Origin of the sequence: Frankia sp. ACN1ag, from assembly GCF_001414035.1 — a bacterium.
Taxonomy (GTDB): domain Bacteria; phylum Actinomycetota; class Actinomycetes; order Frankiales; family Frankiaceae; genus Frankia; species Frankia torreyi.
The window spans coordinates 61,812-74,750 of the sequence record NZ_LJPA01000014.1; the positions used below are offsets into that span (position 1 = coordinate 61,812).

The 12,939-nt window shown below is 73.3% G+C and carries 10 protein-coding genes and 5 pseudogenes; 8 read left to right on the top strand and 7 right to left on the bottom strand.

Annotation, left to right across the window (positions count from 1 at the left end; translation table 11 throughout):
- Positions 1-66: 66 nt before the first annotated feature.
- The 3 genes and pseudogenes from UK82_RS14590 to UK82_RS14595 all read right to left on the bottom strand — a co-directional run.
- Positions 67-1,053: a glutamate ABC transporter substrate-binding protein gene (locus tag UK82_RS14590; RefSeq protein ID WP_044883779.1), complete on the bottom strand. Its 987-nt coding sequence runs from the start codon at positions 1,051-1,053 to the stop codon at positions 67-69.
- A gap of 180 nt (positions 1,054-1,233) precedes the next feature.
- Positions 1,234-1,446 (bottom strand): annotated as a pseudogene (locus UK82_RS37815) (amino acid ABC transporter ATP-binding protein); the annotation flags it as partial.
- A 1-nt stretch (position 1,447) separates the two neighbouring features.
- Positions 1,448-1,968, bottom strand: a pseudogene (locus UK82_RS14595) (amino acid ABC transporter ATP-binding protein); the annotation flags it as partial.
- 315 nt (positions 1,969-2,283) lie between these two features.
- Here UK82_RS14595 and miaB point away from each other — a divergent pair.
- From miaB to UK82_RS14630, 7 genes are all read left to right on the top strand, one after another.
- Positions 2,284-3,777 (top strand): tRNA (N6-isopentenyl adenosine(37)-C2)-methylthiotransferase MiaB, encoded by a 1,494-nt coding sequence (gene miaB, locus UK82_RS14600; RefSeq protein WP_055407781.1) that lies wholly within the window; start codon positions 2,284-2,286, stop codon positions 3,775-3,777.
- Positions 3,774-4,547 carry a class III extradiol dioxygenase subunit B-like domain-containing protein gene (locus UK82_RS14605; protein WP_044883777.1) on the top strand — a complete coding sequence of 258 codons (774 nt, stop codon included), beginning with the start codon at positions 3,774-3,776 and terminating at the stop codon, positions 4,545-4,547. Before miaB ends, UK82_RS14605 begins: the two co-directional genes overlap by 4 nt.
- A 61-nt stretch (positions 4,548-4,608) precedes the next feature.
- Positions 4,609-5,421 carry an alpha/beta fold hydrolase gene (locus UK82_RS14610; protein ID WP_236705939.1) on the top strand — a complete coding sequence of 271 codons (813 nt, stop codon included), beginning with the start codon at positions 4,609-4,611 and terminating at the stop codon, positions 5,419-5,421.
- A 69-nt stretch (positions 5,422-5,490) separates the two neighbouring features.
- A complete protein-coding gene (miaA, locus tag UK82_RS14615) occupies positions 5,491-6,402 on the top strand; it encodes a tRNA (adenosine(37)-N6)-dimethylallyltransferase MiaA (protein WP_044883775.1) in 912 nt (303 codons plus the stop codon).
- Between the two features lie 216 nt (positions 6,403-6,618).
- Positions 6,619-7,401, top strand: coding sequence for an EAL domain-containing protein (locus UK82_RS14620; RefSeq protein ID WP_396230560.1), 783 nt, complete (start codon positions 6,619-6,621; stop codon positions 7,399-7,401).
- 69 nt (positions 7,402-7,470) lie between these two features.
- Positions 7,471-8,409 (top strand): diaminopimelate epimerase (dapF, locus tag UK82_RS14625; protein WP_236705940.1); only part of this gene is annotated, 939 nt, incomplete at its 3' end.
- A 203-nt stretch (positions 8,410-8,612) separates the two neighbouring features.
- Positions 8,613-9,023: a VOC family protein gene (locus tag UK82_RS14630; protein WP_044883773.1), complete on the top strand. Its 411-nt coding sequence runs from the start codon at positions 8,613-8,615 to the stop codon at positions 9,021-9,023.
- Here UK82_RS14630 and UK82_RS37820 read toward each other — a convergent pair.
- Together UK82_RS37820 and UK82_RS41505 are read right to left on the bottom strand one after the other, a co-directional pair.
- Positions 9,011-9,244: pseudogene (locus UK82_RS37820) on the bottom strand (AraC family transcriptional regulator); the annotation flags it as partial. The gene UK82_RS14630 and the pseudogene UK82_RS37820 sit on opposite strands and share 13 nt — an antisense overlap.
- A gap of 1 nt (position 9,245) precedes the next feature.
- Positions 9,246-9,844: pseudogene (locus tag UK82_RS41505) on the bottom strand (DUF6597 domain-containing transcriptional factor); the annotation flags it as partial.
- 391 nt (positions 9,845-10,235) lie between these two features.
- Here UK82_RS41505 and hflX point away from each other — a divergent pair.
- Positions 10,236-11,696 (top strand): GTPase HflX, encoded by a 1,461-nt coding sequence (gene hflX, locus UK82_RS14640; RefSeq protein ID WP_044883772.1) that lies wholly within the window; start codon positions 10,236-10,238, stop codon positions 11,694-11,696.
- A 164-nt stretch (positions 11,697-11,860) separates the two neighbouring features.
- Here the strand turns inward: hflX and lexA are convergent.
- Positions 11,861-12,312 (bottom strand): transcriptional repressor LexA (lexA, locus tag UK82_RS37830; protein ID WP_236705941.1); only part of this gene is annotated, 452 nt, incomplete at its 5' end.
- Position 12,313: 1 nt separating this feature from the next.
- Positions 12,314-12,622: pseudogene (locus UK82_RS37835) on the bottom strand (repressor LexA); the annotation flags it as partial.
- Positions 12,623-12,939: the final 317 nt, after the last annotated feature.

Here is a 12,939-nt window from a genome sequence, read left to right on the forward strand (position 1 = left end):
CCCTCGTGCGGTGGAACGCCTGGTCGCGGTGACCGGTGGAACCAGCCGATCACCGCGACCAGTGGGTCAGGAGGTGTAGCGGTCGACGGGCGGCGGAGTCGGCGTGTTCGGCTCCACCTTGCCGACGGTCGAGCTGAACGCCTTCGCCCAGCGGCCGTCGGAGTACGAGGCCTCCAGCGTGTCGTTGATGAAGGTCCGGAAGGCGGTGTCGCCCTTCTTGATCCCGATGCCGTACGGCTCCCTGGTGAAGGTGCCGCCGACGAGCTTGAAGGCGTCCGGATCCTTGTCGATCAGGCCGAGCAGGATCACGTTGTCGGTGGTGACCGCGTCCACCTGCCCGTTCTTCAACGCGTCCGCGCACTTGCTGTACACGTCGAACAGCACCAAGTGGGCGGCCGGCGCCACCTTGCGGATGTTCTCCGCCGGGGTGGAGCCGCTGACCGAGCACACCTTCTTGCCGGCGAGGGAGTCCTTGCCGGTGATGTCGGTGTTCTTCTTCGCCACCATGATCGATTGTCCGGCGACGTAGTACGGGCCGGCGAAGTCGACGACCTTCTTGCGCTTGTCGTTGATCGTGTACGTGGCGACGACCATGTCGACGCGGCCCTGCTGAATGAACGGCTCGCGGTTGGCCGACACCGTCTCGACGAAGTTCACCTTGTCGCGGGGGATCCCGAGGGCATCCGTGATGATCTCCGCGATCTGGACGTCGAAGCCCTCGGGCTTGCCGCTGAGGTTCTTCAGGCCGAACAGGTTCTGGTCGAACTTCGTCCCGACGGTGATCTTCCCTGCGTCGTGGAGGCGGGCCATGGTGGTGCCGGGGGCGAAGCTGGTCGCGGGGGTCGGGGCGGCCGAGTCCCCGCCGTCGTCGCTGCCGCAGGCGGTCAGGCCGAGGGTGGCGAGCATCGCGGCGCCGAGCAGCAGCGCGCCGCCGCGCCGCCGGGCGCGGCCGGCCCCGCCGGACTGTCGGGGCGAGCCCGCGCCGGGCTGCCCGGGGTCCCCGGGAAGACGCCCGGCGGTTGGCCGCCGGCCCCGACTGAACGGTGTACGCATGACCGATCCTCTCGCGATGCCCCGGACCGCCGGATCCGGAGCGGGGGCTGGTGTCGAATGAGGTGTCCCGGTGCTGCTCGGGGCGCGGCTCCCGCCCGGCGCGCGCCGGGCCATGGGGGTGGCCCTGCGCCGGAGCCGAGGCCGTCCCCGTCCCCATCAGTGCTGCGGTCGGTGCTGCGATCAGTGCTGCAGGATTCGGGCCAGGAAGTCCCTGGCCCGTTCGGACTTGGGCGCGCCGAAGAAGTCGTCGGGCGGTGCGATCTCCAGAATGCGACCGTCGGCCATGAAGGCCACGCGGTCGGCGGCGGAGCGGGCGAATCCCATCTCATGGGTGACCACGATCATGGTCATCCCGGTCGCGGCCAGGGACCGCATGACGTCGAGTACCTCGGANATCATTTCGGGATCCAGCGCCGAGGTCGGCTCGTCGAACAGCATGAGAACCGGGTCCATGGCCAGCGCCCGGGCGATGGCGGCGCGCTGCTGCTGGCCGCCGGAGAGCTGCCGGGGCAGCCGGTCGGCCTTGTCCGCGATGCCGACCCGGGCCAGCAGTTCGCGGGCGCGGGCCTCGGCCTGGCCCCGTTTCTGCCCGAGCACCTTCGTCGGCCCGAGCGTCACGTTGTCGAGAATCGTGCGGTGGGCGAACAGATTGAACGACTGGAAAACCATTCCCACCCGGGACCGCATCCGAGCGAGTTCCCGCCCCTCCGCGGGCAGCGGGTTCCCCTCGAACAGGATACGGCCCTCGTCGATCGTCTCCAGCCGGTTGATGCAGCGGCACAGCGTTGACTTCCCGGATCCGGAGGGCCCGATGACGACAACGACCTCCCCTGCCTCGACGGACAGATCGACGTCGCTCAGTACCCGGTTGTCGCCGAAGGATTTCCCGACTCCCTCCAGGGTCACCAGGGGCACATCGACCTCCCGACACAATGGCAGAACGGTGTGGTGGTGGACCGAGCATCCCGGCGGATCCGGGACGGACGGGCCAGGCGCGCGGATAGTCGTGGGTCGGACAGGTGGACGGTCGCTGCGCTGGCGTTTCCGGACCGTTGCAGCGACATTCGCGGATGATACGCGACCGGTCGCCGAAGTCCGCGAATCTGTATATTTAGTGACATTGATTCGGGGGTGCTCGTCCCTCTGGGTGCCGTTCCGGCGCTGTCGTCCGGCCCGGCGGGGCGCCGGTCGCCCGCCGGGCTGCGGGCGACGCGCCGTAGGCTGGTTGACGTGATAGGCCGCAGCTACGAGGTACGCACGTTCGGGTGCCAGATGAACGTTCACGACTCCGAACGGCTCTCCGGACTGCTCGAGTCCGCCGGCTACGTCCCGGCCGCCCCCGGCAGCGAGGCCGACGTCGTGGTGTTCAACACCTGCGCGGTGCGGGAGAACGCCGACAACCGGCTGTACGGCAATCTCGGCCAGCTCGTCCCGATGAAGAAGAGCCACCCGGGGATGCAGATCGCCGTCGGGGGCTGCCTGGCGCAGAAGGACCGCTCGACGATCCTCGACCGGGCTCCCTGGGTCGACGTCGTCTTCGGCACCCACAATCTGCATCGCCTGCCGGTGCTGCTGGAGCGGGCCCGGCACAACGCCGCCGCCGAGCTGGAGATCGCCGAGGCGCTGGAAGTGTTTCCCAGCTCGCTGCCGACGCGGCGGGCCAGCCACCACTCGGCCTGGGTCAGCATCAGCGTGGGCTGCGACAACACCTGCACCTTCTGCATCGTGCCCAGCCTGCGTGGCCGCGAGCGCGATCGCCGGCCGGGCGAGGTACTGGCCGAGGTCGAGGCGCTCGTCGGCGAGGGGGCGCTGGAGATCACCCTGCTGGGGCAGAACGTGAACTCCTACGGCCGTTCGCTGGGCGATCCCGGGGCGTTCGCCAAGCTCCTGGTCGCCTGCGGCCGGGTCGACGGCCTGGAGCGGGTGCGCTTCACCTCGCCACATCCGCGGGACTTCACCGACGACGTCATCGAGGCGATGGCCGCCACGGCCAACGTCTGCCACCAGTTGCACATGCCCCTGCAGTCCGGTTCGGACGACGTGCTGCGCCGGATGCGCCGCTCCTACCGCCGGGACCGGTTTCTCGGCATCGTCGAGCGGGTGCGGGCGGCGATGCCGGACGCGGCCATCACCACCGACATCATCGTCGGTTTCCCCGGCGAGACCGAGGCGGACTTCGCCGACACCCTCGACGTCGTGCGCCAGGCGCGCTTCTCCGGGGCGTTCACCTTCCAGTACTCCCCGCGCCCGGGAACCCCGGCGGCGACGATGGACGGCCAGATCGACCGGGCCACCGTGGCCGAGCGGTACGCCCGCCTGGTCGCACTGCAGGACGAGGTCTCCTGGGAGCAGAACCGCGAGCTGGTCGGCCGGCGGGTCGAGCTGCTCGTCGCGGAGGGCGAGGGCCGTAAGGATGACGCCACCGGCCGGTTGTCCGGTCGGGCGCGCGACGGTCGTCTCGTGCACTTCCGGGCCGGTCCGGGACCCGTGGTGCGGCCCGGTGACGTCGTCGAGACCGTGGTGACGCGGGGGGCGCCGCACCATCTCACCGCCGACGGTTCGCTGCTGTCCCACCGCCGCACCCGCGCGGGTGACGCCTGGGAACTCGGCCGCACCGCTGCCGCCCACACCGGCGGCGAGGGCGGCGGCACTGCGGCGGCCCGGCAGACCGTCGCCCTCGGCATGCCGTCGGTGGGGCCGGCGCCGAGCCCGGACCGCCGGTGACCTTCGTCGCCGCGGCCGTCTGCCCGCACCCGCCGCTGCTGGTCCCCGAGGTCGGCCGCGGCGAGCAGGTCCACGCCCGCGCCGCAGCCGTGGACGCGGTGCGACGGCTGTGCGCCGCGCGGCCGGACCGCATCGTGGTGGTCGGGGACGCGCCGGCCGAGACGCGCTACGGGCCCGAGTCGGCCGGGTCGCTCGCCGGCTTCGGGGTGGACCTGCACGTGCCGCTCGGACCGCCCGCCGCAGGGCCGCCCGCCGCCGCGGCGCCGTCGCTGCCCCTGTCGTTGACCGTCGGCGCCTGGCTGTTGGCGAGCGCCGGCTGGTCCGGGGACCGCACGGCGCTCGGGGTGCCGGCCGGTCATTCCCCGCGGCAGGCAGCCGGCCTCGGTGAACGTCTCGTCGCGCAGGTGCGGCGCGGGGAGCGGCTCGCCCTGCTCGTCATGGGTGACGGGTCGGCGCGGCGCACCCTGAAGGCGCCAGGAGGGCTTGACGAGCGCGCTGCGGCGTTCGACGCCGCCGCCGCGGCGGCCCTGGCCGGACCTGATCCGGCCGCGCTGCTCGACCTCGATCCCGAGCTGGCGGCCGAGCTGCTGGCGGCCGGCCGGGCGTCGTGGCAGGTCCTCGCCGGTGCGCTACTCGCCGCGACTCGGGACGACACGCCAACCGAAGCCTGGTCCAGCGAGCTCATCTATGACGACGCGCCCTACGGTGTCGGCTATCTGGTTGCCGTATGGAATCGGGGGGGCGCGCAACGTGGTAGGGAGTCCGGCTGAACTGCCGCCAGGTGTGTGGCGGACCGATGTCGCCGGCCTGGCCGCGCTGAGGTGCGGGTCGGTGGACGCCCCGGGGGTCCTCCTGCTGCCGGGCTACGCGGCAAGCAAGGAGGACTTCCTGCCGATCATGCCGGCAGTGGCCGCTGCGGGCTTTGCCGCGACGGCGCTTGATCAGCGAGGCCAGCACGAGTCGCCCGGCCCCGACGAGATCGCGGCGTACAGCCTGGAGGCGTTCGCCGACGACGTACATCGCGTGATCGACGCGCTCGGACCGGGGGGTACGGGGGGCGTGCACCTGGTCGGGCACAGCTTCGGCGGCCTCGTCGCCCGCGCGGCGGTCATCGCCGACCCCGGCCGGATACGCACGCTGACCCTGCTGTCCTCCGGACCCGCCGGGATCGTCGGGCGGCGTCAGGCCGCGTTGCGCACGATCCGGCTGCTCCTGGAGCGGGGCGGGCCGGCCGCGGTGTGGGCCGCGCTGCACGCCGTGGAGCGGCCCCGGCCGGCGCCGACGGCCGACTTCCTGCGCCGGCGGTTCTTCGCCCACAACCAGACCGCTCTGATGGCGATCGCCCAGCATCTGCTCGACACCCCCGACCGGGTTGCGGACCTGGCGGAGACCGCCCGCGGCGCGGGCCTGCCGGTGCTCGTCGCGCACGGGGAGAGCGACGACGGATGGCCGGCTGCCGTGCAGGCCGACATGGCCCGCCGGCTCGCGGCCCGCTACGAGGTGCTGCCGGGTGCCCGCCACGACCCGGCGGCCGATGCCCCGGACGCGCTGGTCGCCGCGCTGGTCGGCTTCTGGCGGTCGCCGGGCCTGCCGGTGCGGCGCCCGGCGCCCGCCGGCGCCGAGGCCAGCTCCGGGGTCGGTTGACCGGCTGGGCCGGGACGCCGACCGGGCGGGCGCGCCGGCGCCGCGCCGGCGCGTGGCACGATCGGGGCGATGAGCAAACGGGAGCGGTCAGGGTCGGGACCGGTGGTGGCGGTGGTGGGGCCGACGGCCGCGGGCAAGAGCGATCTCGGCATCGAGCTCGCGCTCGCGCTCGGCGGTGAGGTCGTCAACGCCGACTCGATGCAGCTCTACCGCGGGATGGACATCGGCACCGCCAAGGTCCCGCCAGCGCAGCGCCGCGGGGTGCCCCACCATCTGCTCGACGTCTGGGACGTGACGCGCACCGCCGACGTCGCCAGCTTCCAGGCCGACGCCCGCCGGGTGATCGACGGTCTGCTCGCGGCGGGCCGGACCCCGGTGCTGGTCGGCGGCTCCGGGCTGTACCTGCGCGCCGCTCTCGACGATCTGACCTTCCCGGGCACCGATCCGGCAGTACGGGCGCGCTGGGAGCGGGAGCTGGCCAGCCGCGGCGCGCCGGCGCTGCACGGTGAGCTGGCGCGGCTCGCGCCGCGGGCCGCCGAGGCGATCCTGCCCAGCAACGGTCGCCGCATCGTGCGCGCGCTGGAGGTCGTCGAGCTGACCGGAACCTTCGAGGCCACCCTGCCCGAGCACCGCTCCGTCTACGACGTCGTCCAGATCGGGGTGGACCGGACCGATCTGGACGAACGCATCGTCGAACGGGTGGAGGGAATGTGGGGCGCGGGTTTTCCTGACGAAGTGCGGAGGTTGGCGGAAATGGGCCTCAGGGAAGGTCGTACGGCGTCCCGTGCGCTGGGATACGCTCAACTGCTCGCCTGGTTCGATGGAGCAATGGACTCCGCCGAGGAGGCCAAGCAGGCCACAATTACCGCGACGCGACGCTTTGCCCGACGGCAAAGGTCCTGGTTTCGTCGCGACGAACGGATAGTCTGGCTGGACCAACCGGATGTCACCCAGGTGCTACGGCTGGTGGGTTCGCTCTGACGGGTGATCGGTCAAACGGCTCCGGGGCGACGGGTCGGCGCCGAACCACGGCGTCGCCGACGCCCGGCGTGCGGCGGCCGGTCCCGCTCGGCGTCTGGAGAGATCGATGTGACCGCGCCCTCCGCTGCTGCCGGTTCCCCACCCGACCTGACTCTCGTTCCCNCCCTCTACGCCGCTTTCGACGACGGCTCGTTGCGATTGCATTTCCAACCCGAGGTGGACCTGCGTAACGGGTCGGTTCCGGGAATGGAAGCCCACCCGCGCTGGCAGCATCCTGAGCGCGGCGTGCTCGGCCCGGCGGAGTTCATGCCGATCGCCGCCGCCGCCGGCCTCGTCCACCAGGTCGACCAGTGGGTCCTGCGGATGGCGGTGACGGAGGCGCGCACCTGGCACCGGATGGCCGCGGGCACGCCGATCCGGCCGCCCCGGCTGTGGATCAACGTCGACGGCCGCCAGCTCGCCAGCCCCGCCTTCGTCGCCGAGATCGACCGGTTGCTCTCCGGCCGGCTGCTGCCGGCGGGGGCGATCGGCCTGGAGTTCAGCGAGCGGGACCTCGGGCTCGCCGCGCCGGTGGTGCCCCGCCTGCTGGAGCGGCTGCGCGCCCTCGGCGTCGCGATCGCCGTCGAGTCGTTCGGCACCTGGTTCGGGTCGCTGGCGATGTTCGACCTGCTGCCGCTGGACCACGTCAAGCTCGATGGCGTCTTTCTGCGGGCGACCATGCGCGATCTGGAGGGAGAGGCGGTCGTCGCGGCGATCGCTCGGCTGGCCCACCAGCGGCGGCTCACCGTGGTCGCCGACGGCGTCGACACCGCCCGGCTGGCCATCCGGGTGGTCGACCTCGGCTGCGACCGGGCGATCGGGCCGGTGTTCTGCCCGCCGGTCCCGGTGGAGGACGCCCGGCTGATCGCGCTGGGCCGGGGCCGCCCGGACCGCTGGTACAAGCCGCCGGCCCGGACCGACGACCGGATGCGGGAGTGGGTGCGCGCCGCCGGGGGATGAGCCGCGGCGGCGGCCCGGGCGGCTCGGGCGGCCTGGGCGGCCTGGGCCGCAGCGCCGTACGATCGCCTCGTGCGGGACGACCGGGAGCTGCGCTTCGTCAAGGGCCACGGCACGGGCAACGACTTCGTCGTGCTTCCCGACCCGGACGGCGACCTCGACCTCACCGCGGACCTGGTCCGCGCGCTGTGCGACCGGCGCACCGGCGTCGGCGCGGACGGGGTGCTGCGGGTCGTGCTGTCCGCCGCGGTCCCCGAGGCCGCCTCCCTCGCCGGGATCGCCCGCTGGTTCATGGACTACCGCAACGCCGACGGGTCCGTCGCCGAGATGTGCGGAAACGGCGCCCGCGTGTTCGCCCGCTACCTGGTGGCCGCCGGTTACGCCCAGCCCGGCCGGTTCACCATCGCGACCCGGGCCGGCCTGCGGGTTGTGGAGGTGCCGGCCGCGGGGGATGTCACGGTCGACATGGGGCCGCCGAGGCTGTCCGCCGGGCCCGGGTCGGCGGTGACCGTCGCCGAACGCGACTTCACGGCGGTCGGAGTGTCGATGGGCAACCCGCATGCGGTCTGCTTCGCCGACGATCTCGACGTGCCCGCGCTGCGCGGCCTCGACCTGACCCGCCCCCCCGCGTTCTCCCCGGTGGACTTCCCGGACGGGGTGAACGTCGAGATCGTCGTGGACCGGCCGGGCGGAGTCGCCATGCGGGTCTACGAACGCGGGGTCGGGGAGACGGCCTCCTGCGGCACCGGTGCCTGCGCCGTCGCGGTGGCCTGGGCTGCCCGCCGTGGCCTGCGTCCCGCGCCCGCTCCAGGGGTCGAGGGAGGCGCGGCGGCTGCCCGCCCATCGGCCGCGGCGGGGGTGCGTAACGGCGCCGGCGCGGCGCCGCCGGCGGTCGAGGTCGAGGTCGACGTCCCGGGCGGCGGACTGGTGGTGGTCTGGCGTCCCGACACCGTGCTGCTGCGGGGACCGGCCGAGCTGGTCTTCGACGGCGTGCTGCGCTCGGTGTCCCTGNGCTCGGCGGCCCCGGGCGGGCATGGTGCGGCCGCGAGCGCGGATGCGGCCGGGGTCGGCGACGCCACCGAGATCCTGGCGGCCGCCGGGCTGACCGACTCTCCCACCCGCTGACCCGCTCCGGGGGACCTCGGGCGTGTCCTCCGACGGCGACGTCCGTTTTCGACAAGACCGCCTGGCCTGGGGCGTCCTACGGTGCGGTCATGCCATCCACGTTCAACCTCATCGGCCTGATCGTCGCCGACATGGCCCGCAGCCTGGCCTTCTACCGCCTGCTCGGGCTGGACCCGCCGGCCGGCGCCGAGGCCGAACCGCATGTCGAGGTGACCCTGCCCGGCGGGCTGCGCCTGGCCTTCGACACCGAGGAGACGATCCGTTCCTTCGACCCGGACTGGGCGCCGGCGACCGGCGGTGCCGGGCGGGTGAGCCTGGCCTTCGCCTGCGACAGCCCCACCGAGGTCGACGCGCTCCACGCCGAGCTGCTCGCCGCCGGCCACACCGGCCATCTGCCGCCCTGGGATGCCTTCTGGGGCCAGCGCTACGCGACCGTTCTCGACCCGGACGGCAACCACGTCGACCTGTTCGCCCCGCTACCCGCCGTTCAGGCGCCCTGACCGAGTGGGCCGGCGGGCCCATCCTTATCCGGCAGCCCCGGCGGTTCCGCGAGACCCGCTGGTGCCGGGCTGCTCGGCCGGGCGGGGCCGAGCAGGCTGGTCAGCGCGACGCCGGTCAGAGCGCGCACCTCCCGGGCCAGATGGGCCTGATCGGCGTAGCCGGCGTCGGCCGCCACCACGGCCAGGCGTCGGCCGGTCCGCGCCGAGCGCAGCGCCTCCTGNAGCCGCAGGATGCGGGCGAGCGTCTTCGGGCCGTACCCGAACATCTGCCGGCAGCGGCGCAGGAGCTGACGTTCGCTGAGCGCGGCCGTTCGTGCCACATCCGCCACCGCTGACCCGGCCCGGATTCCGGCGAGGATCGCCGGCACCAGCGGATCGCCCAGTCCCGGATGGCAGGGGCGGGCGGCGACGCATGTCTCGAGCACCAGCGCCGGGTCGCCCGCATCGGCGAGCCGTTCGGCGAGTCGCCGGGCCGGCCCCGCACCCCACAGGTCGGCAAGGTCCGGGCGGCGGTTGCGCAGCTCAGCGGCGGGCACCCCGAGCCGGGCCGGCCCGCGCCCGGGGTCGAAGCGCAGGCCAAGGTGGCGCACCCCCGGCGCCCAGCTCGCGAGCGTGGCGACCGTGTCCGGGCCGGCGACGATCAACCGGCCGTCGGAGCTCCAGATGATGTCGATGCAGCCGTCGGGCAGGATCCGGTGGACCTGCGCGGCCCGCCCGGCGGGGGTCGGATCGCCCGCCGGCAGGCGTGGCCGCGGCGGGCTGGCATCCGCCTGAGCGAGGTCGTAGGGGGGCCCGGACGGGCCTTGCGCGGACCAGAGCATCGCCGGCAGCCGGGTCGTCGGCCGTTCCCGGTACACGGCGTCGACGGTACGCGGCCGGCGACCAGCAGGGGCGCCTCTCCCGTTGGGGTGCCTGTCCCGTTGGGGTGCCTGTCCCGTCCAGGTGCCTGTCCCGTCCAGGTGCCTGTCCCGTCCAGGTGCCCGAGCCGGCCGGTGCGAAGGTCACGGCGTTCCAGCCCGGAAACCGTTCGCGATCGTCACGGCGGCGTGGGACCCTGGTCGGAGACGGGATGAATCCGCAAGCGAAGCGGCCGGCGCCCCGCGCCGACCCTTGCTGCGGACCTCATCAGGTCGCCGGAACCCGCGCGCGTGACCTGGCCGGACGAAGCGGCGCGGAATCTCGCGGCAGCGAGCCGCGTTGAGAACGGATGGTATGACTCTTCCTGCCGACGCCCTGACGGCGTCCACTTTCGACAGATCCTTCATCGACCTCGCCGATTCGGATTCGGCGTACCTCTCGGGTTTCTATGACGATTCGGGGGACGGCTTCGACCTGGAGGAGCGCGCGGCACTGCGCCGCGTGCCCGGTCTGGCCACCGAGCTCGACGACGTCACCGAGGTCGAGTACCGCCAGCTGCGGCTGGAGCGGGTCGTCCTCATCGGCGTGTGGACGTCGGGTTCGCTGCGGTCGGCCGAGGCCTCCATGGCGGAGCTCGCCGCCCTCGCGACCACGGCGGGTTCGGTCGTGCTGGATGCGCTCGTGCAGCGTCGCGACCGGCCGGACGCGTCGACCTACGTCGGGTCCGGCAAGGCCCGCGAACTCGCCGAGGTCGTCACCGCGACCGGCGCGGACACGGTGATCTGCGACGGCGAGCTCACCCCCGGCCAGCTACGCCAGTTGGAGGAGATCGTCAAGGTCAAGGTCATCGACCGGACCGCGCTCATCCTGGACATCTTCGCCCAGCACGCGACGTCTCGGGAGGGCAAGGCCCAGGTCGAGCTTGCCCAGCTTCAGTACATGCTGCCCCGTCTGCGCGGCTGGGGTGAGTCGATGTCCCGGGCCGCGGCCAGCGGTGGTGGGCGCGCGCCCATCGGTACCCGTGGGCCTGGCGAGACGAAGATCGAGACGGACCGCCGGCGGCTGCGTGCCCGGATGGCGCGCCTGCGCCGGGAACTCGCCGGGATGGCGACCGTGCGGGAGACGAAGCGGTCGGCCCGCCGGCGCGGCGAGGTGCCCGCGGTGGCGATCGCCGGCTACACCAACGCCGGCAAGTCCTCGCTGCTCAACCGACTCACTGGCGCCGGCGTCCTCGTCGAGGACGCACTGTTCGCCACGCTGGATCCCACCGTGCGGCGCGCGACCCTGCCGGACGGCCGGGCGTTCACCCTCACCGACACGGTCGGGTTCGTCCGACACCTCCCGCACCAGATCGTCGAGGCGTTCCGCTCGACCCTGGAGGAGGTCGCCGACGCGGACCTCATCCTGCACGTCGTCGACGGCTCCGCCCCCGACCCGGCCGCCCAGATCTCGGCCGTGCGCGAGGTGCTCAACGACATCGACGCGGGCGACGTCACCGAGCTGATCGTCGTGAACAAGGTCGACGCCACCGAGCCGACCGTCCTCGCCGGCCTGCGCCAGCTCGCGCCCGACGCGGTCTTCGTCTCGGCGCGCACGGGGGAGGGGCTGACTGCGCTCGTCGACGCCCTGTGCGTCCGGGTTCCCCACCCCGACGTGGAGATGAAGGTCCTCGTCCCGTACACGCGGGGCGATCTCGTCTCCCGGGTACACGCCCACGGCGAGGTGCTCGAGTTGGAGCACACCGCGGACGGCACCCGACTGCTCGCGAGGGTGTCCCCGTCGCTCGCCGCGGAACTGCACACCTTCCAGCCCTGACCGTCACCCAGCCCTGACCGTCACCCAGCCCTGACCCGTCAGCCCTGATCTGTCGGGACCGGCATCGACCCGCCGTCGGCGAGCACGGCGCGGTCGGCGGGGCACATCGCCCGGTCCACGGCAGCCGAACCGGCCGGCCGCCTCGCGCGGCCGGCCGTCCACGGTCAGACCCGGCGCAGCACGGCGACGATCCGCCCGAGGATCGTCGCCTCCTCGCCGGGGATGTCGCTGAACGTCGGGTTCTCCGGGTGCAGCCAGACCTTGCCGTCGCGGACCCGCAGCCGCTTGACCGTCGCCTCGCCGTCGATCATCGCGGCGACGATCTCACCGTTGTCCGCGACCGGCTGCTGGCGCACCACCACCCAGTCGCCGTCACAGATCGCGGCGTTGATCATCGACTCGCCGACGACCCGGAGCAGGAACAGGGTGCCCTCGCCGACGATCTCCTTCGGCAGCGGAAAGACGTCCTCGATCGCCTGCTCGGCCAGGATCGGGCCGCCGGCGGCGATCCGCCCGAGGACCGGCACGTAGGCCGCGGACCCCTCGCCGCTCGCGCCCGCCGGGGCCGCCGCGGCACCCGGGAACGTCGACACGACCGCCGCCGCGCTGGAGTCTGNCTTGCGCCGCGGCCGATCGGGGCTGAGTACCTCCATCGCCCGCGGGCGGTTCGGATCCCGGCGCAGGTAGCCCTTCTCTTCCAGCACCTTGAGCTGATGCGCCACGCTGCTCGTGCTGGTCAGCCCCACCGCCTCCCCGATCTCCCGCACGCTGGGCGGGTATCCGCGCCGTTCCACCTCGGCCCGGATGACCTCGAGCACCTTACGCTGCCGGGGGGTCAGGCCGGCTGCGTCCGCGGGGTTTTCGGGAAAGGCCCGTACGTTGCCGCGGGCCCCGCCCCGGCGTGTACCCCTGCCTTGGCTGGTCATCGCCTACCGCTCTCCTCGTCGCCTACTCTGTCGCCGGGGGCCGCCGCTCGGTCGCGCGCCGGACGTGCGCGCGGCTGTCGGCGCTCGCCCGGCGAGACCGGCACCCCCACGGCACCCGGCTGTCCGCGACCGGGGGAGACCGCCCGGTGCAAACCTGATCGTCTCGACGGTAACCGCCTGGTCGCGGAATCTCAAACGTCTGTTCGAGCGTGTCCCTTTCCCCGGCGGGACTCCGGTGCGACAATCGATCAGGAGTTCGATCGAACGGGAGTTCGTGGCGTCGACGACGTGGTCCGGGGCGCCTTGGGAGGAAGCCG